This window comes from Aeromonas sp. OTU364, assembly GCF_038440395.1.
In the GTDB taxonomy this organism is placed as follows: domain Bacteria; phylum Pseudomonadota; class Gammaproteobacteria; order Enterobacterales; family Aeromonadaceae; genus Aeromonas.
In genome coordinates this window covers 264,792-282,572 of sequence record NZ_JASATR010000004.1, presented here as the reverse complement: position 1 = coordinate 282,572, position 17,781 = coordinate 264,792, and the positions used below count along the sequence as shown (strand labels likewise).

The window sequence follows — 17,781 nt, the reverse complement described above, 5'->3', positions numbered from 1 at the left end:
TCGACAAGGTTATGGGTGGCGCCAGCGCTGGGTGCGATCCAGCAGGGCTCGGCTCAAAAAGAGCTGGAGCAGCTTGACGGTGGCGGCGGCCAGCAGGATCAGGGTGGCCATGGCAGCGGCCGCGGCGGTGTCGCCGGAATCCTCCATGTTCAGCACGGCGATGGAGGCGAGCACGCTGTCACTCGAGTAGAGGAAGATCACCGCCGAGGTGGTGGTCATGGCGTTGACGAACAGATAGATGAAGATCTCCAGCAGTGCGGGCAGGGCGGCGGGCAGGGTGACTCGCCAGAATGCCTTCCAGAGCGGAATGCGTAATGAGATGGCCACCAGCTCCAGCTCCTTGGGCAGTTGTTTCAGGCTGGTCAGCGCCGTCATATGACTCACGGTGTAGTAGTGGATGACGCAGGAGAGCACCATCAGCGGTAGGGTGCCGTATAGGCCGCCAAAGAGCGGATTGCCGTTGAAAAAGAAGATGTAACCCAGCCCCAGCACCATGCCGGGCACCGCCAGCGACAGCATGGCGAGCAGATGCAGCAACTGGCGAAGCCATGGGAAGTGGCGCCCCTTCTCCTGCGCCCAGGCCAGCACCATCACCAGCACGGTACCGATAAGCGCGGTATAGAGGCCCAGCTGCAAGGTGTTGGTAAAGGGCTGCCAGCCGTAGACGCTGTTGCTGTCAAAGGCGTAGTGATCGAGCGTCAGCCCGAGGTTGTAGGGCCAGAACTGCACCAGGGAGCCGTAAACGGCCATGCCCACCAGCGCCAGAAACAGCAGGGCCCACAGCGTGCACCAGCCGAGCGCCAGCAGATCCCGCAGCCGATGGGGCTTGGGGCGATACGGCACCGCCTTGGTGCTGCTCTGCTCCTGCATCTTGCTGCGCACCCTGTGTTCCAGGGCAAAGCTCAACAGCGCCGGCAGCAGCAGGGTGACGCTGGCAACGGCGCCCAGCGAGAAGTTCTGCATCCCGATCACCTGTCGGTAGATGTCGGTGGCCAGCACGCTGTACTGGCCGCCAATCACCTTGGCCACCCCGAAGTCGCAGATGGTGAGGGTAAAGACCGCGATGGCGGCGCTCAAAAGACCGTAGCGAGCGGTGGGCAGGGTGACGGTGACAAAGGTGCGCCAGCCGTTGCTGCCGAGCACCCGGGAGGCTTCATAGAGGCGGGCATCGCTCTGGCCGAGCGCCGTGATAAGGATCATCAGGGCGTGGGGAAAGCACCAGAAGCCGAGGCCAATGACGATGCCGATGGGGCCGTAGATGCTCTCGCCGCCGAGCAGCCCCTTGGCAACTCCCTGATTGCCAAACCAGTAGACCAGACTGATGGCGGGCAGCAGGGAGGGCATCAAGAGCGGGATCAGGCCGATGAGGCGAAACAGCCCCTTGCCCGGCATGCAGGTGCGGGTGAGGGCATAGGCGTAGCCAAAGGCGATGGTCACCACCAGCGCGGTGATCAGCACCCCGAGCCAGAGGGTGTTGCCGATGGTGCGCCCCAGATGAGGGGAGTCGAAGTAGGCGCTGAAGTTGGCAAGCCCCACCCAGAGGCCGTTCTCATCCTGCAGACTCTTTTGCAGCATGGTGAGCAGCGGCAGCAAGAGGCCCCCTACCAGCAGGGCGATGCCGAGCGCAAGCAAGATCAGTTGCAACAGCTGATCCCGGCTCCAGCCGCGACAAAGCCGCTGCCAGCGGGCGTCTTGCCGGGCTGTCGCTGGCGGCAACAGGGAGGAGGTCACGAGGGGGGCAGTCATGGACGCTCTCCTTCAAACAGCTGCATCGCCCCGGCGGGCCAGTGCAGCGAGCAGCGCATGCCGCTGCGCCAGCCACCCTGTTCGTGGCGGGGCAGCTCGTGGGTCGGGCGCTCCACCAGAATTTGCTGCGGGCCCAGATAGGTGTCTGCGGTGCAAATAAGGCGCTGGGCGGCGCCGAGAAACTCCACCTGATCAATCTGCGCGTCGATGCCATGCTGCCCAAGATACGGCTCGCTCGGTGCACTTAGCGTGATCGCCTCGGGGCGGATCGCCACCTGCAATTTGCTGCCGGCCACAGCCCGGTTGGCCAGTGTCAGCGGCTGTTCGTTGAGACGCACCTGGCTGGGGCTCAGCACCAGGGTGTCGAGGAAGTTCATGGTGCCGACGAAGCTTGCCACGAAGCGGCTGGCAGGCTGGTGGTAGATCGCCTGCGGGGTGCCCACTTGTACGATGCGGCCGCTCTCCATCACCACGATGCGATCGGCCATGGTCAGCGCCTCTTCCTGATCGTGGGTCACCATGATGGTGGTAATGCCAAGGCGCTGCTGCAGGGCGCGGATTTCGCTGCGAAGGTGGGTGCGCACCAGCGCATCCAGCGCGCTGAGCGGTTCGTCCAGCAGCAACAGGCCGGGGGAGAGGGCCAGCGCCCGGGCCAGCGCTACCCGCTGCTGCTGGCCGCCGGAGATCTGGCTTGGGTATTTGTGGGATTGGGCAGTGAGATCCACCAGCCCCAGCCAGTGGTCCACCCGCTCCTTGATAAGATCCCGCGCCAGCCCCTGATTCTCAAGGCCGAAGGCGATGTTCTGGGCCACCGTCAGGTTGGGGAAGAGGGCGTAGGATTGAAACACGATGCCAAAGTCGCGCTGCTGGGGCGGCAGCTGGGAGATATTGCGCCCCCCTTGCCAGATCTCGCCGCTGTCCGGCAGATCCAGCCCGGCGATGGCTCTGAGCAAGGTGGTCTTGCCGCAGCCGGAGGGGCCGAGAAAGCAGATAAACTCCCCCGGCTCAATGGTCAGAGAGATCCCCCTGAGGGCCTGAAAAGCACCGAACTGCTTGTTGATATGTTGAATGTCCAGATAGGGCTGGGTCATGGTTCGACTCGCTACTGATTTGGTATATACCAGTTTGCCGGTGGAGTGTGACGGTCAGGTGATCGGGGGATGACAGCTCGATGACAGTCCGATGACCATGGGTCGCCGGCAGGTGGCTGTACCGCGTACAGCCGGGCGGGGAGCCGCCCATCGAGGGCGACACAAACATGGGATCTAAACCAAAAAGCGAAGGCCAACACCTGTTGGCCTTCGACAAGGGGGTTATTGGTGGCGGTTCGTCGGGCGTGCACAAACCGCTGCCATTCACGCTTACTGTTTGGCTTCGGTCTTGCCGTCGAAGCTGGCGCTCCACTGGGTCAGGATGGCGTTGCGCTCGCGGGCGGCCCAGCCAAAGTCGTTGTCGATCATCTGACCCTTGATATCCGCCGGATAGCCCGCTCTTGGTTGGGCGACCCCAGGGATGGCGACCACTGCGAACGACTTGTTGTAGAGGGCGTTGGCCTGCTCGGTGGCGGCAAAGTCGAGCAGCTGTTTGGCGGCCTCCAGCTTGGGGGTGCCCTTGATGATGGCGGCGGCCTCCATGTCCCAGCCCGAGCCTTCACTCGGGAACACCACCTCTATGGGGGCCCCCTTGGCCTTGAGGCTGGTGGCCGGGAAGTCGAAGGAGATGCCGATCACCGTCTCGCCGCTGGCGGCCAGCTTGCAGGGGGCCGAGCCCGAGTGGGTGTAGCGGTCGATGTTCTGGTGCAGGCCGTTCATGAATTGCCAGCCCTGCTGCTCGCCCATGGTCTGCAGCCAGCCGGCGACGCTGAGGTAACCGGTGCCGGAGGAGCTGGGGTTTGGCATGATCACCTTGCCCTTGTAGACGGGCTTGGTGAGATCCGCCCAGCTGGTGGGGGCCGGTATCCCTTGTTTCTCGGCCTCTACCTTGTTGAAGCAGATGGCGCTGAAGAAGGCGTCCAGACCGATCCAGTGCGGTTCGGCCTTGCCGTCACGAAAACGGCTGTCGAGTTTCTCCAGCCCCTTGGGGGCGTAACCGGTCAGCATCTGCTGCTGATCGAGCTGCATCAGGCTGGTGGCGGCCAGTCCCCACACCACATCCGCCTTGGGCTGGGCCTTTTCAGCCAGCAAGCGGGCGGTGACCACCCCGGTGGAGTCACGCACCCACTTGATGTTGATATCCGGGTGCTGGCGCTCGAACGCGGTTTTCAGCTCGCCGAGCTGCTCCGGCTCGAAGGCGGTGTAGACGGTGAGATCGGTCGCGGCCAGTGCCGGGGCTGTCATGGCGGCCAGCACGGCGGCGGCCAGCAAAGGGGTTCCCTGTTTCATCCTCTTCTCCATATGAATTGGCTTGGTATAAACCAGATTGGTCGAGAGAGAGGCTAGGGGATCTTTATGACGTTCAGGTGACGGTCCCGTGACGTTTTGCCGCACGGGATTGTCCGCCCTTGACTTGTCTGTTCCTAATCCTGGGTATCCACCTCGATCTCCAGGCTGTCGTGGCGCCAGTACTCCAGATCGAAGTCGAGCACCCGGCCGTGCTGGTCGAAGTTGAGCCGCTCGAGGCGCAGGGCGGGCAGACCGGCGGTGGCCCCTAGCGCCTTGGCCACCTCGTCCGGCAGGGCGGTGGGGAAGAAGCGCACCTGCATGCGGGCGTAGTGGAGATCGTAATGGGCCTGATAGATCTCGGTCAGGCTGCCGGCAAGATCCAGCTCCAGCAGGCCGGGCACCCGCTCGGGCAGGCAGTGATTCTCGCAATAGCAGATGGCGCGCCCGTTGGCATAGCGCAGCCGCTTGAGCAGAAACAGGCTGTCAAACGGCTTGAGCTGCAGCCGCGCCATCAGCGCGGGCGGCACCGCCTGGCGGCTTTTTTCCAAGAGCTCGGTGCGCGGCTCGCCCCCTTGCTCCCGCACTATCTGGTGAAAGTTGGAGGTGCGCCTGGGGTTCAGGCTAAAGCGGGGCGGGGTGACGAACCAGCCACGGCGATCCTCCCGATAGATGAGGCCGCTCGCCTCCAGCTGCACCAGCGCCTCGCGGATGGTGACCCTTGTGGTGCCGTAGAGCTCTCCCAGCAGCCGCTCGGAGGGGAGCTTGTCGTTGGAGGCCAGGCCCCCCGCCAGGATCTGGTTGGCGAGGGCATCCTTGATCTGCAGGTATTGGGGTTTGCTCATGAAAATCCCTGGTTGTGCAATGAGTTGGGCAATGGGCTGGTTATCTGCTCGGTCGTTAAACGGCGGCGTCAAAAAATGTTGGTAGAGACCAGTGTTGCCCCTGTTGTTCAGGCTTCCTAGATTATCGCGATCCCGGCGCTGAAAATGAATTTTTTGTTGCACGTGGCCCCACCCCTTTGACCTTGGCGGGGTAGTTACCCACAATGCGCTCACTCTGGTATATACCAAAAGGAGCGAAATCATGACCCATATTCCTGCGGCCCCTGCCGCCGTCGATTACCTGCTGCTGACCCCTGGCCCCCTCTCGACCACAGCTACCGTGCGGGCCGCCATGCAGCAAGACAGCTGCACCTGGGATGCGGACTACAACCTGGGCGTGGTGGAGCCCATCCGCCGCGAGCTGGTGCGCCTCGCCACCGGCCCTGAATATGAAAGCGACTACAGCGCCGTGCTGCTGCAGGGGAGCGGCAGCTATGTGGTAGAGAGCGTGCTGGGCTCGGCGATCGGTAGCGATGAGTGTCTGCTGATCATCAACAACGGCGCCTATGGGGCCCGCATGGGGGAGATGGCCCGCTGCCTCGGCCTGCGCCACCATGAGCTGGACTGCGGCGAGACGACCCGCCCGGAGCCCGCCGCCATCGACGCCATGCTGGCGCGCCACCCCGAGATCACCCATCTGGCCATGGTGCACTGCGAGACCACCACCGGCATGCTCAACCCGCTCGACGAGGTGGCCGAGCTCTGCCAGCGCCGCGGCATTCGCCTTATCGTCGATGCCATGAGCAGCTTTGGCGGCATCCCCATCGACATAGGCCGCCTTGGCATCGAGTTTCTCATCAGCTCCGCCAACAAGTGCATTCAGGGGGTGCCGGGTTTTGGCTTCGTCATCGCCCGCCGCGCCGCACTGATGGCCTGTGCCGGTCGTGCCCGCTCTGTCTCCCTCGACCTGCACGCCCAGTGGCAGACCATGGAGCAGCAGGGGGGCAAGTGGCGCTTTACCTCGCCCACTCATACAGTACTCGCCTTTGCCCAGGCCCTGCGAGAGCTGGACGAAGAGGGGGGCATTGCTGCCCGCCATCGGCGCTACAGCGAGAACCAGCGTACGCTGGTGGATGGCATGGCTGCCCTCGGCTTTGCGCCGCTGCTGCCCGAGCAGTGGCAGTCTCCCATCATCACCGCCTTCTACTCCCCGACCCATCCTGATTACCGTTTCGCCGACTTCTACCAGCGGCTCAAGGCGCAGGGTTTTGTCATCTATCCGGGCAAGGTCTCTCAGGCCGACTGCTTTCGTATCGGCAATATCGGTGATGTGACCCCAGCGCGGGTGCGCTGCTTGCTCGCCGCCATGGCCAGCGCCTGCTACTGGCAAGGGGATGCGCGATGACGAGCCAAGCGCCTCACGGTTGCGATCAGCACGACCATAAGCTGCACGGCAGCGGCCGCGCTGACAGCGAAGGGGATATCAACCTCGGCGAGGGGCGGGCGCGCTGGTGGGCGGCTCAAAACGAAGCTGTACAGGCCGGATTGGCGGAGGATAGCCGCTACTTTCTCCATCAGGCCCTCTCCACCCCCTGTCTCGATCTGCTTGAGCGCGCGCAGGGGAGCTGGCTGACCAGCGTATCGGGCAAACGGTATCTCGATTTCCACGGTAACAGCGTCCATCAGCTGGGCCACGGTCACCCCAGGGTGGTGGCTGCGGTGCAGCAGCAACTCGCCGCACTGCCGTTCGCGCCCCGCCGCTACACCCATCAGGTTGCCATCGACTGTGCCCGCACCCTGGCCGAACTGGCCCCCGGCGATCTCAACCGGGTGCTGTTCGCCCCCGGCGGCAGCGAGGTGGTAGGGATTGCCTTGAAGCTCGCCCGCTTCATCACCGGCAACAGCAAGGTGGTGTCGTTGTGGGATGCCTTTCACGGCGCTTCCCTCGATGCCATCTCGGTCGGTGGCGAGGCCTGCTTTCGCGCCGGTATGGGCCCCTTGATGGCCGGGGTGGAGCGCATTCCTCCGCCCACCCGCTATCGCGGTGTCTGGTATCGCGGGGAAGGGGATGACCTGCACTACGCCGATTATCTGGAGTACGTCATCGAGAAGGAGGGGGGAGTTGGCGCCTTTATCGCCGAGCCCATCCGCAATACCGATGTGCAGGTGCCCTCAAAAGCCTACTGGCAGCGGGTGCGGGAGATCTGCGATCGCCACAAGGTGTTGCTGATCGTCGACGAGATCCCCAATGCCTTGGGCCGCACCGGCCACTGGTTCAGCTTTGAAGAGTTCGGCATCGAGCCCGACATCATCTGCCTTGGCAAGGGGCTGGGAGGCGGGGGGGTGCCGTTTGCAGCGCTCATCACCCGCGACCGCTTCAATCAGGCGGCGGCTATTTCGCTCGGCCACTACACCCACGAGAAGAGCCCCATCGGCTGCGCGGCGGCTCTCGCCACGATAGAGACAATCCGCGAAGCGGGGTTGCTTGCAAAAGCGCAGGAGGATGGTCGCTTTATGGCGCGCGAGCTCGCGGCGCTTGCCGAGCGTCACCCGCTGATCGGGCAGGTGCGCGGTATCGGTCTTTTGTGGGCGCTCGATCTGGTGGTCGATCACCAGAGTCGCACCCGCAATAGCCAGGCCGCCGAGCGGCTGCTCTACCGCTGTCTGGAGCTGGGGCTCAGCTTCAAGGTCTCCCAGGGCAACGTCATCCAGCTCTCGCCACCGCTCAACATCGCTCGCGCCGATCTGGTGCGCGCCATTTCCATTCTCGATCGCGCCCTTGGCGAGCTCGCACTTTCACCGAAACAGGAACACCACCATGACTGACTTGCAGATTGCCATTCACCCGACCACCGACGTAGAGGCGCTGATCCTCGACTGGGCTGGCACCGTCGTCGATTTCGGCTCCTTCGCCCCCACCTCCATCTTCGTCGAGGCCTTCGCCCGCGCCTATGACTTCCCCGTTACTCTGGATGAGGCGCGCCAGCCCATGGGCCTTGGCAAGTGGGATCATATCGCCGCGCTGGGCCGTCTGCCCTCGGTGGATGCGCGCTGGCAGGCCCGCTTTGGCCACCCCATGAGCAACGCCGAGGTGGACCACCTTTATCACACCTTTATGCCGCTGCAGATTGCCGCGGTGACCCGCTTCGCTGCCCCCATCCCGGGTGTGCTGCCGGTGCTGGATGCTCTGCGGGGGAAGGGGCTGCGCATCGGCTCCTGCTCCGGTTACCCCCGTCCGGTGATGGAGGCGCTGGTACCTGCTGCGGCCGATCACGGCTATCGCCCGGATCACTGGGTCGCCACCGATGACCTCAAAGCCGGTGGTCGCCCCGGCCCCTGGATGGCGCTGGCCAACGTGATTGAGCTGGGGGTGAGTGCGGTGCATCGCTGCATCAAGGTGGATGACGCCGTGCCGGGTATCAGCGAAGGGTTGAACGCGGGCATGTGGACGGTGGGATTGTCGGTTTCCGGCAACGAGTTTGGCGCCACCTGGGAGGAGTTTGCCGCCATGAGCGAGGGGGAGATCGCCGCCCGGCGCGCACCGGCCGAGGCCAAGCTGCGGGGGGCGGGGGCCCACTATGTCATCGACACCCTGGCCGACATCGCCCCTGTGATTGCCGATATCAACCGCCGTCTGGCGGCTGGGGAGCGCCCCTGATCAGGAGAGGGAAGGGGAGGCGCTATCCGCCTTTGCCCTGAAACGCAGACATAAAAAAACCGGCGCCTGGGCGCCGGTTTTTGTTCACCGAGACTCTGTTACAGAGAGGCGGTGAAGGTACGGGTGATGACGTCTTGCTGTTGCTCCTTGGTCAAGGAGTTGAAGCGAACGGCATAACCGGATACGCGGATGGTCAACTGCGGATATTTCTCCGGGTTTTCCATGGCGTCCAGCAGCATTTCACGGTTCATCACGTTGACGTTCAGGTGCTGACCGCCTTCCAGGTTGGACTCGTGGTGGAAGTAACCATCCATCAGGCCGGCCAGGTTGGCTTTCTGGGCTTCCATGTCTTTGCCCAGGGCGTTCGGTACGATGGAGAAGGTATAGGAGATACCATCTTTGGCGTAGGCGAACGGCAGCTTGGCGACGGAAGTCAGGGAAGCAACGGCACCCTTCTGGTCACGACCGTGCATCGGGTTGGCGCCCGGGCCGAATGGCGCACCAGCGCGACGGCCATCCGGGGTGTTACCTGTCTTCTTGCCGTACACCACGTTGGAGGTGATGGTCAGCACGGACTGGGTAGCCACGGCACCGCGGTAGGTGTTGAGCTTCTGAATTTTCTTCATGAAGCGCTCGACCAGGTCGCAGGCGATGTCATCGACGCGGGCGTCGTTGTTACCGAACTGCGGGTACTCGCCTTCGATCTCGAAGTCGATGGACACGCCATCTTCGTCACGAACCGGCTTGACCTTGGCGTACTTGATGGCAGACAGGGAGTCGGCCGCCACGGACAGACCGGCGATGCCGCACGCCATGGTGCGATAGACGTCACGGTCGTGCAGCGCCATCAGGGAGGCTTCGTAGCTGTACTTGTCGTGCATGTAATGGATGATGTTCAGGGCGGCGACGTACTGCTTGGCCAGCCAGTCCATGAAGTGATCCAGACGATCCATCACGTCGTTGTAGTCGAGGTACTCGGACTTGACCATTTCGGTTTTCGGGCCGACCTGGATCTTGAGCTTCTCGTCCATACCGCCGTTGATTGCATACAGCATGGTCTTGGCCAGGTTGGCACGGGCGCCGAAGAACTGCATCTGTTTGCCGATGATCATCGGGGACACACAGCAAGCGATGGCGTAGTCATCGTTGTTGAAGTCCGGACGCATCAGGTCGTCGTTCTCGTACTGAACGGAAGAGGTCTCGATGGATACCTTGGCGCAGTACTTCTTGAAACCGACCGGCAGCTTCTCGGACCACAGGATGGTCAGGTTCGGCTCAGGGGACGGGCCCATGGTGTACAGGGTGTTCAGCATACGGAAGCTGTTCTTGGTGACCAGGGTACGGCCATCAACGCCCATACCGGCCAGGGTCTCGGTGGCCCACATGGGGTCGCCGGAGAACAGTGAATCGTATTCCGGGGTACGCAGGAAGCGAACCATGCGCAGCTTCATGACCATGTGGTCCATCAGCTCCTGGGCTTCTTGCTCGGTGATCAGGCCTTTCTTCAGGTCACGCTCGATGTAGACGTCCAGGAAGCTGGAGGTACGACCGAAGGACATGGCGGCACCGTTCTGGGACTTGACTGCCGCCAGGTAGGCGAAGTAGGTCCACTGGACGGCTTCTTTGGCGTTCTTGGCCGGTACAGAGATATCGCAACCGTACTTGGCAGCCATCACCTTCATCTGGGCCAGGGCACGGTGCTGCTCGGAGATCTCTTCGCGCAGACGGATGGTGGCTTCCAGGTTGACACCGTTTTCCAGATCGGCCTGCAGGGACTTGAACTGGGCCAGCTTGTCGGCCATCAGGAAGTCGATACCGTACAGGGCAACACGGCGGTAGTCACCGATGATGCGACCACGGCCGTAGGCATCCGGCAGACCTGTGATGACGCCAGACTTGCGGCAGTTCAGGATGTCCTTGGTGTAGACGTCGAACACGCCCTGGTTGTGGGTCTTGCGGTACTCGGTGAAGATCTTCTCGACCATGGGGTCGAGCTGACGGCCGTAGACTTCGCAAGAGGTCTTGACCATCTTGATACCGCCGTTGGCGATGATGGCGCGCTTGAGCGGCTTGTCAGTCTGCAGACCAACGATTTGCTCCAGGCTCTGGTCGATATAGCCGGCATCGTGAGCGGTAATGGTGGAGGGCAGGTCGGTATCAAAATCGACCGGCGCGTGAGTGCGGTTCTCGATCTTGATCCCTTCCATGACCTTGTCCCACAGCTTGGTGGTGGCTTCGGTCGCGCCAGCCAGGAAGGACTCGTCACCTTCATACGGGGTGTAGTTCTTCTGGATGAAGTCACGGGTGTTGACAGAGGTCTGCCATTCACCGGCCGCGAAGCCTTCCCATGCTTTTTGGAACTGTTCGTTAAGTTCTGCCATTTTCATTACCTCTCAAGGTATTTATGTGTCTGCCGCCATCCTTAATGATGGCGACGGAAGATAAACCAGTAAGTCAGACCAACCATGACGCCGCCACCAATGATATTACCAAGGGTGACCGGAATGAGGTTGTTTAGGACGAAGTTGGATACGGTCAGATCGGCGAACGATGCCGGGTCCTGGCCGATGGCCTGCCAGAATTCCGGGCTTGCTACCGCATGGATGGCGATGCCGACCGGGATCATAAACATGTTTGCGATGCTGTGCTCAAAGCCGGAGGCCACGAACATGGCGACGGGGAGCAGCATCACCATCACCTTGTCGGTGGCGCTGCGGGCGCCGAAGGCCATCCACACGGCGAGACACACCATGAGGTTGCAGAGGATGCCGAGCGCCAGGGCCTCGAAGAAGGTGTGATGGATCTTGTGCTGGGCCACTTTCATGGCATTCAGTCCCCACTGACCATCCGCCGCCGTGTATTCGGCCGACATGATGATGAGCGCGACTATGATGAGCCCGCCGATGAGGTTGCCAAAGTAGACCAGACCCCAGTTCTTGAACAGCTGAGCCCAGCTGATGCGGTTGGCGGCCTTGGCCACCAGGGTCAGGGTGGTGGAGGTGAACAGCTCGGCACCGAGCAGTACGCACAGAATGAGACCGAGGGAGAAACAGAGACCGCCGACCAGCTTGGACATACCCCAAGCCATGCCGCTCGATCCCGTGGTGACCGTGATGTAGAAGACGAATGCGATGGCGATGAAAGCACCTGCCGTGATGGCCAGAGGAATGACCTTGTGGGCGGGCTTGGTTGCCTTGGCATAGGTAATGTCTTCTGCCAGCGCGGCTATGGCTTCGGGCTTCAGACAATCAAAGGGAGATTCTGCTTTCAATTCTCAGTACCTGCATATTTTGCCTGTGGAAATCATAACAAAGGGGCTGATCCCCAAAATTGACTCCGATCAAGAATTACAGATTGTGAATGTAATTTTACTACAGGTTTTTTCTTCACCTGGAAGCTTGACTTTACACCAGGTTTCAGGTGAAACAGAAATGAGTCTGGTTTTAATATTATGATTTTTAAGAATTTATATCTTTCCCATCAAAAAAAGCACCGGCAATGCACCTTTACGCCCCCCGAACATGATGAACCTCAATTTGACAACCCCCTAAGAGGTATTTTTTGTTATTTATTTCATCTTTGAGTAAGGGCCCGCCAAAGCGTAGACCATAAAACAGAAGGGGCCATCAGGCCCCTTGGTTACACTAGCATATCAGTTCCACGTATGGATTCGTTTGGCTTTTTGCAGTTTCTCGTAGGCCGCGAGCAATTTCTGATGCAGCGGGAACTGGGAGAGGGACAGATCGGCCGCCTCCAGCCCGTGGAAACGCGCCTCGCCGCTGGCGTGGGCCCAGGCCTGCGCCAGGGTCTCTTCCCCGAACATGCGGGTGAACACCGGGCGGTACTGCTCGGGGTCGCGATCCTCGTCCAGGAACAGCTCGACGCAGGCGCGCAGGGCGCGGTAGTAGCGGGCGCGATCCGCCGGGAACACCGACTGGTTGAACTCCATGGTCCAGTCGATGAGATCCAGTGCGCTCTCCAGCTCGCCCGCGGCCAGCGCCAGCATGGCTTTGAGCTCACCGACCCGCAGGGTGTGCAGGGCTGTGCCCTTGGCGGCGGCGATGCCGAGCAGCTCGCGCACCCGGGTGCGCTCGTCGTGACCCTCTTCATCCAGCTGATCAAAGAGCGCCATGTACTGTTCCGCGTCCCACTCCAGGGACGGCAGCGCCAGTATGGTCTCCCGCAGGTGGGCGCCCATGGTGTTGTTGGCCAGCAGCAGATCTTCCACCGGATAGATGTCGGACATGCCCGGCACCAGGATGCGGCAGGCGTAGACGCCCAGGTGCTCGTAGTCGGCGATGTAGACCGGCTGCTCCAGCTCGTGGAAGATGCCGATCAGGTGGTCGAACTCCTGCTGGGAGGTGCCGCGGAAGTCCCAGTCGGCAAACTCGAAGTCGGACTCCTGCTTGAACAGATCCCAGCTGATGAGGCCGGAGGAGTCGATGAAGTGGGTCTCCAGGTTGTGGTGATCCGCCACCTGCTCGTTGTCGAAGGACGGCGGCACGAAGACGTCCAGATCCTTCAGACCACGGCCCTGCAGCAGCTCGGTGACGGTGCGCTCGAAGGCGACCTCGAAGCGCGGGTGGGCGCCGAAGGAGGCAAAGCAGGTGCCGTTGCTCGGGTTGAGCAGCACCACGCAGATGACCGGATAACGGCCGCCGAGGGAGGCATCGAAGCTGTAGATGGGGAAGCCTTCGGCCTCCAGCGCATCGATGGAGGCCTTGATGCCGGGATAGCGGGCGATCACCTCGCTCGGGATCTCGGGCAGACTGATGGCCTCGGCGATGATCTTGTTCTTCACGTGGCGCTCGAACACCTCGGACAAGCCCTGGGTGCGGGCCTCGGTCTTGGTGTTGCCGGCGCTCATGCCGTTGGAGACATAGAGGTTGCCGATGATGTTCATCGGGATATAGACGGTCTGATGATCGGACTGGCGCTCGAAGGGCAGGGCGACGATGCCGCGCTCTTCGTTGCCGGATTGCAGATCCACCAGCATGTCGGCAGTCACTTCGCCATCCGGGTTGTAGAACTTGCGGGTGAAGCTGTCGAGCAGGCTGGCCGGGAATTGATCTCCCTCGATGGGGAACCACTTCTCGTTCGGGTAGTGGACGAAGTCGCCATTGGCAACCTGCTCCCCCAGATAGAAGTCGGCGAAGAAGTAGTTGGTGGAGAGACGCTCGAAATACTCCCCCAGGGCCGACGCCAGGGCCGCCTTCTTGCTGGCTCCCTTGCCGTTGGTGAAGCAGAGGGCGCACTCTTTGTCCCGGATGTGCACGGACCAGACGTTGGGCACGGGGTTGAGCCAGGAGGCCTCTTCGATATCAAACCCCAGGGCCTGCAGCTTGGTCTGGAACCGCTCGATGGAATCTTCCAGCGCCGCGTCCTTGCCGGGAATAAAAGTGTGGTCGGTCATCACAATATCCTGATTTTTAATGGCTCATGTTCGGTCGCAGATAATAGCATGAGTGGCGGGAAAAGCGGCCAGGACAATCCCATTCCAGGTGCGGGTCAGGGAGCTGTCGGCGGCCTGGATAGTCTGGGCTATTAGCTCTCCTGAACAACATTAAGAAAAAGTAGATTTTTTTATGTCATGCCGTCGCCCATCATAGTGCCGACTTGTTTCTTGGTGGTGACAAGCATCACGGGCGTGCCCTCCGGGCATGGGTCATCTGGCCTCGTCTGCCGTTATCGCCTTCACCACGGATCATTTATTGGGAGTTGCTATGCCATTCATGACACCACAGATTGATGCCAGGGTGACCAGGCTGGCCCCGGGGTTCCGGGCCCTGAGCATCCAGGTCGACGGGGCCACCATGGTCGATCGCAACGTCGGCGCACAAGCGCTGGCGCGGGCCTGCCAATCCGTCGCGGCGGGCGGTGCACCCTGGGCACAGGAGCATCTGTCCGCCTGGGGGGAGGTATTCAAGCGCTTCGGTGCCAAGCCCCAGCGTACCCCCTGCTCGGCACAGGCGCTGCTCAAGCGGGTGCAACGGGAGGGCAGCCTGCCTTGCATCGATCCCGTCGTCGATCTCTACAACGCCATCAGCATCGAATACGCCATCCCCGTCGGTGGGGAGGATCTCACCGCGTATGAAGGATTGCCCCGGCTGATCATTGCCGATGGCACCGAGCTGTTTGACACCATGAAGGAGGGGGCTCCTGCCCACGAGACCCCGGAACCTGGCGAGGTGGTCTGGTGTGATGACAGAGGCGTGACCTGTCGCCGCTGGAATTGGCGTCAGGGGACCAGAACCCGGCTCAGCGCCGAGTCCGGGCAGATGTGGTTCATCCTGGAAAGCTTGCCTGAAATGCCGCTGGCGGCGCTGCAGGAGGCCGGTGATCGGCTGATCGAGGGGTTAAGGCAGATGATGCCGGGCGCCCGGATAGAGAGCGTGCTGATAGGAAACCCCGGCGGGGCATGAGGAGAACATAATGGCCACCCTGGGTGGCCATGTTTTATACGCGCAGCTGGGACGTCGTGGAACTACGCCTACATCTCGTTATCAGCCGATCAACTTGAGCCCCAGGATACCGCCGATGATCAGCAGCAAGCAAAGTACACGGGCCAGGGTGGCCGGCTCGTTGAACAGCCAGATCCCCATCAACACTGTGCCGACCGCGCCTATGCCGGTCCAGACCGCGTAGGCGGTGCCAAGGGGCAACTGCTTGACCGCCATGGCGAGCAACAGCACGCTCACCCCCATGGCGATCAGGGTCATCAGGGTGGGGAGGGGACGGCTGAAACCGTCGGTGTACTTGAGGCCGATGGCCCAGGCGACCTCGAACAGGCCGGCCAGTAGCAGGAGTAACCAGGGCATATGAGTATTCCAGGCGGGGCAGGGTCGTCCCTGCGAGTCGTGAAGGCCTTGGGGTCGTCCCCAGGGGGCAGTGGTTGCCAGTCGGACATCATGATGCCTGACCGATGGGGAGTCCGCCAAGCGCGGTGGCCCGGAACCCATGGTTATTGCGGCAAACGACACAGAATATTGCGCAATTCGACTTGCGCCCGTCGCCACAATCCGTAATGTGGACAGACGCATTAATTACACATCATGCTTGTGGCCAATTTGTGAACGGACCCGCGTCCGGCAAGGGATCACGGCGTATGAGACTTCATTTTTACAGCAGCTATCCAGGGTAGGACATTATGAAAAAAGTAGGTTTGGTCGGTTGGCGTGGCATGGTGGGTTCGGTACTGATGAGCCGGATGCAGGAAGAGAAGGATTTTGCCCGCATTCAACCCACCTTCTTCACCACCTCCCAGGCCGGTGAGGCCGCCCCCAATTTCGGCGTCGATGCCGGCACCTTGCAGGACGCCTTCGATATCGAGGCGCTGGCCGCGCAGGAGATCATCATCACGGCTCAGGGTGGTGACTACACCAAGGATGTCTATCCCCGTCTGCTGGCCGCCGGCTGGCAGGGTTACTGGATTGATGCCGCCTCCTCCCTGCGCATGGAGAAGGACGCCGTCATCATCCTGGATCCGGTCAACGGCGACGTGATCGACGAGGCGCTGGACAGGGGGATCAAGACCTTCGTGGGCGGCAACTGCACCGTCAGCCTGATGCTGCTGGCCCTGGGTGGCCTGTTCAAGGCCGATCTGGTGGAGTGGGTGAGCGTGGCCACCTATCAGGCCGCATCGGGTGGTGGCGCGCGCCACATGCGCGAGCTGGTCACCCAGATGGGGCTGCTGCGCGACGAAGTGGCGGTAGAGTTGGCGGATCCCGCCTCCGCCATCCTCGACATCGAGCGCAAGATCACCGAGAAGACCCGCTCCGGCACCCTGCCGGTGGACAACTTCGGCGTGCCGCTGGCTGGCGGCCTGATCCCCTGGATTGACACCAAGCTCGACAACGGCCAGAGCCGCGAAGAGTGGAAGGGCCAGGCCGAGACCAACAAGATACTGGGTATCGAGAACACTGCCATTCCGGTGGATGGCCTCTGCGTGCGCATCGGTGCCCTGCGCTGCCACAGCCAGGCCTTCACCATCAAGCTGAAGAAGGATGTGCCTCTCCCCGAGATCGAGGCCCTGCTGGCCGTCCACAACGACTGGGTCAAGGTGATCCCCAACGATCGCGACATCACCGCCCGCGAGCTGACTCCGGCCGCCGTCACCGGCACCCTCAGCATCCCGGTAGGTCGTCTGCGCAAGCTCAACATGGGCCCGGAATACCTGGCGGCCTTCACCGTGGGTGACCAACTGCTGTGGGGCGCCGCCGAGCCGCTGCGCCGCATGCTCAACATCCTGCTGGCGCGCTGACAGGGATAGCTCGCAAGAGCACACAATAAGGAAGGCCTGGCCTTTCTTATTGTGCCGACACAACGAGCGACATAAAAAAACGGCATCCTTGCGGGATGCCGTTTTTCGATTTATCCAGTTTGACTCTTACATGTTCTGTGCTTCGTTTGGCACGATGACAGAGGCGTGATTTCCTTTCGGCCCCTGCTGCAGTTCAAAGTTGACTGCCTGACCCGCTTTGAGGGTCTTGTAACCTTCCATTTGAATCGTGGAGTAGTGAGCGAAGATGTCTTCACCACCGCCTTCCGGACAGATAAACCCAAATCCTTTTGCGTTGTTGAACCACTTGACTGTTCCGGTTGCCATACATCTACATCCTTTTATTGATTACCCTGAAGTCGTTGAGTAACCTGCGCCAGCCTTATATAACTAGAGCATCACCCCGTAGCAGACGGGCGCCGATTAGCAAGTAACCAATCTAGTCCAACTTTTAAGCGAGTCAAGAAGTTGTTAACAACCGATGTGATCTGGTTAACAAGTCTATTGACAATCTTGAGCGAGACGGTAGTAATCTAGAGGTACCAAAGCGCAACTATGAGCAAGCAGAAAGAACTCTTTGCTAATGAAGAGATTGCAGAAGCAGAGAAAACGAAGCTGCAACCGCCACCCATGTACAAGGTCGTCTTGAACAACGATGACTACACACCGATGGAGTTCGTGGTGGAGGTGCTGCAGAGGTTCTTTGGTATGGATCTGGAGAAGGCCACTCAGGTCATGCTGAGCGTGCATTATAGTGGTAAGGGAGTCTGCGGCACTTTTACCGCCGAGATTGCCGAGACCAAAGTGGTCCAGGTCAACACCTATTCACGTAACAACGAACATCCACTGCTATGTACCATGGAAAAGGCTTGAATCTGATGACTTGATGGCGATAAC

The 17,781-nt window shown here is 61.2% G+C and carries 15 protein-coding genes; 6 read left to right on the top strand and 9 right to left on the bottom strand.

Annotation, left to right across the window (positions count from 1 at the left end; translation table 11 throughout):
* Window positions 1–9 precede the first annotated feature (9 nt).
* The 4 genes from AAHB08_RS07240 to phnR all read right to left on the bottom strand — a co-directional run bounded on the left by AAHB08_RS07240 (window position 10) and on the right by phnR (window position 4,969).
* Window positions 10–1,746 (bottom strand): putative 2-aminoethylphosphonate ABC transporter permease subunit, encoded by a 1,737-nt coding sequence (locus tag AAHB08_RS07240; RefSeq protein WP_342058541.1) that lies wholly within the window; start codon window positions 1,744–1,746, stop codon window positions 10–12.
* Window positions 1,743–2,837 (bottom strand): putative 2-aminoethylphosphonate ABC transporter ATP-binding protein, encoded by a 1,095-nt coding sequence (locus AAHB08_RS07235; protein ID WP_342058540.1) that lies wholly within the window; start codon window positions 2,835–2,837, stop codon window positions 1,743–1,745. The genes AAHB08_RS07240 and AAHB08_RS07235 overlap by 4 nt, the downstream gene beginning before the upstream one ends.
* A 270-nt stretch (window positions 2,838–3,107) precedes the next feature.
* Window positions 3,108–4,127: a putative 2-aminoethylphosphonate ABC transporter substrate-binding protein gene (locus AAHB08_RS07230; RefSeq protein WP_342058539.1), complete on the bottom strand. Its 1,020-nt coding sequence runs from the start codon at window positions 4,125–4,127 to the stop codon at window positions 3,108–3,110.
* Window positions 4,128–4,261: 134 nt separating this feature from the next.
* Window positions 4,262–4,969 carry a phosphonate utilization transcriptional regulator PhnR gene (phnR, locus tag AAHB08_RS07225; protein WP_247626331.1) on the bottom strand — a complete coding sequence of 236 codons (708 nt, stop codon included), beginning with the start codon at window positions 4,967–4,969 and terminating at the stop codon, window positions 4,262–4,264.
* 241 nt (window positions 4,970–5,210) lie between these two features.
* On the opposite strand from phnR, the gene phnW reads away from it, so the two are divergent.
* The 3 genes from phnW to phnX are packed head-to-tail and all read left to right on the top strand — an operon-like array spanning window position 5,211 to window position 8,606.
* Window positions 5,211–6,353: a 2-aminoethylphosphonate--pyruvate transaminase gene (phnW, locus tag AAHB08_RS07220; protein WP_342058538.1), complete on the top strand. Its 1,143-nt coding sequence runs from the start codon at window positions 5,211–5,213 to the stop codon at window positions 6,351–6,353.
* Window positions 6,350–7,774: an aspartate aminotransferase family protein gene (locus AAHB08_RS07215; protein ID WP_342058537.1), complete on the top strand. Its 1,425-nt coding sequence runs from the start codon at window positions 6,350–6,352 to the stop codon at window positions 7,772–7,774. The genes phnW and AAHB08_RS07215 overlap by 4 nt, the downstream gene beginning before the upstream one ends.
* Window positions 7,767–8,606: a phosphonoacetaldehyde hydrolase gene (gene phnX, locus AAHB08_RS07210; protein WP_342058536.1), complete on the top strand. Its 840-nt coding sequence runs from the start codon at window positions 7,767–7,769 to the stop codon at window positions 8,604–8,606. The genes AAHB08_RS07215 and phnX overlap by 8 nt, the downstream gene beginning before the upstream one ends.
* A 98-nt stretch (window positions 8,607–8,704) precedes the next feature.
* Here phnX and pflB read toward each other — a convergent pair whose 3' ends face one another.
* The 3 genes from pflB to ycaO all read right to left on the bottom strand — a co-directional run bounded on the left by pflB (window position 8,705) and on the right by ycaO (window position 14,019).
* On the bottom strand, window positions 8,705–10,987 hold the full coding sequence (gene pflB, locus AAHB08_RS07205) for a formate C-acetyltransferase (RefSeq protein WP_342058535.1): 2,283 nt from the start codon (window positions 10,985–10,987) through the stop codon (window positions 8,705–8,707).
* Window positions 10,988–11,028: 41 nt separating this feature from the next.
* Entirely contained in the window at window positions 11,029–11,877 is an 849-nt protein-coding gene (focA, locus tag AAHB08_RS07200) for a formate transporter FocA (protein WP_342058534.1), read from the bottom strand.
* Between the two features lie 381 nt (window positions 11,878–12,258).
* The gene (gene ycaO, locus AAHB08_RS07195) at window positions 12,259–14,019 is read right to left on the bottom strand and encodes a 30S ribosomal protein S12 methylthiotransferase accessory factor YcaO (RefSeq protein WP_342058533.1); all 1,761 of its coding nucleotides are present in this window, start codon (window positions 14,017–14,019) and stop codon (window positions 12,259–12,261) included.
* A 310-nt stretch (window positions 14,020–14,329) separates the two neighbouring features.
* On the opposite strand from ycaO, the gene AAHB08_RS07190 reads away from it, so the two are divergent.
* Window positions 14,330–15,028, top strand: a complete 699-nt coding sequence (locus AAHB08_RS07190) for a B3/B4 domain-containing protein (RefSeq protein WP_342058532.1) — start codon at window positions 14,330–14,332, stop codon at window positions 15,026–15,028.
* Between the two features lie 81 nt (window positions 15,029–15,109).
* Here AAHB08_RS07190 and sugE read toward each other — a convergent pair whose 3' ends face one another.
* Window positions 15,110–15,424, bottom strand: a complete 315-nt coding sequence (gene sugE / locus AAHB08_RS07185) for a quaternary ammonium compound efflux SMR transporter SugE (protein WP_342058531.1) — start codon at window positions 15,422–15,424, stop codon at window positions 15,110–15,112.
* 329 nt (window positions 15,425–15,753) lie between these two features.
* Between sugE and asd the strand changes: the two genes are divergently transcribed.
* Complete coding sequence (gene asd, locus AAHB08_RS07180; protein ID WP_342058530.1) at window positions 15,754–16,866, top strand: aspartate-semialdehyde dehydrogenase; 1,113 nt, start codon at window positions 15,754–15,756, stop codon at window positions 16,864–16,866.
* 126 nt (window positions 16,867–16,992) lie between these two features.
* Here asd and cspD read toward each other — a convergent pair whose 3' ends face one another.
* Window positions 16,993–17,211, bottom strand: coding sequence for a cold shock-like protein CspD (cspD, locus tag AAHB08_RS07175; protein WP_005300025.1), 219 nt, complete (start codon window positions 17,209–17,211; stop codon window positions 16,993–16,995).
* Between the two features lie 228 nt (window positions 17,212–17,439).
* On the opposite strand from cspD, the gene clpS reads away from it, so the two are divergent.
* Window positions 17,440–17,757 (top strand): ATP-dependent Clp protease adapter ClpS, encoded by a 318-nt coding sequence (gene clpS / locus AAHB08_RS07170; protein ID WP_005325410.1) that lies wholly within the window; start codon window positions 17,440–17,442, stop codon window positions 17,755–17,757.
* The last annotated feature ends 24 nt before the right edge of the window (window positions 17,758–17,781 follow it).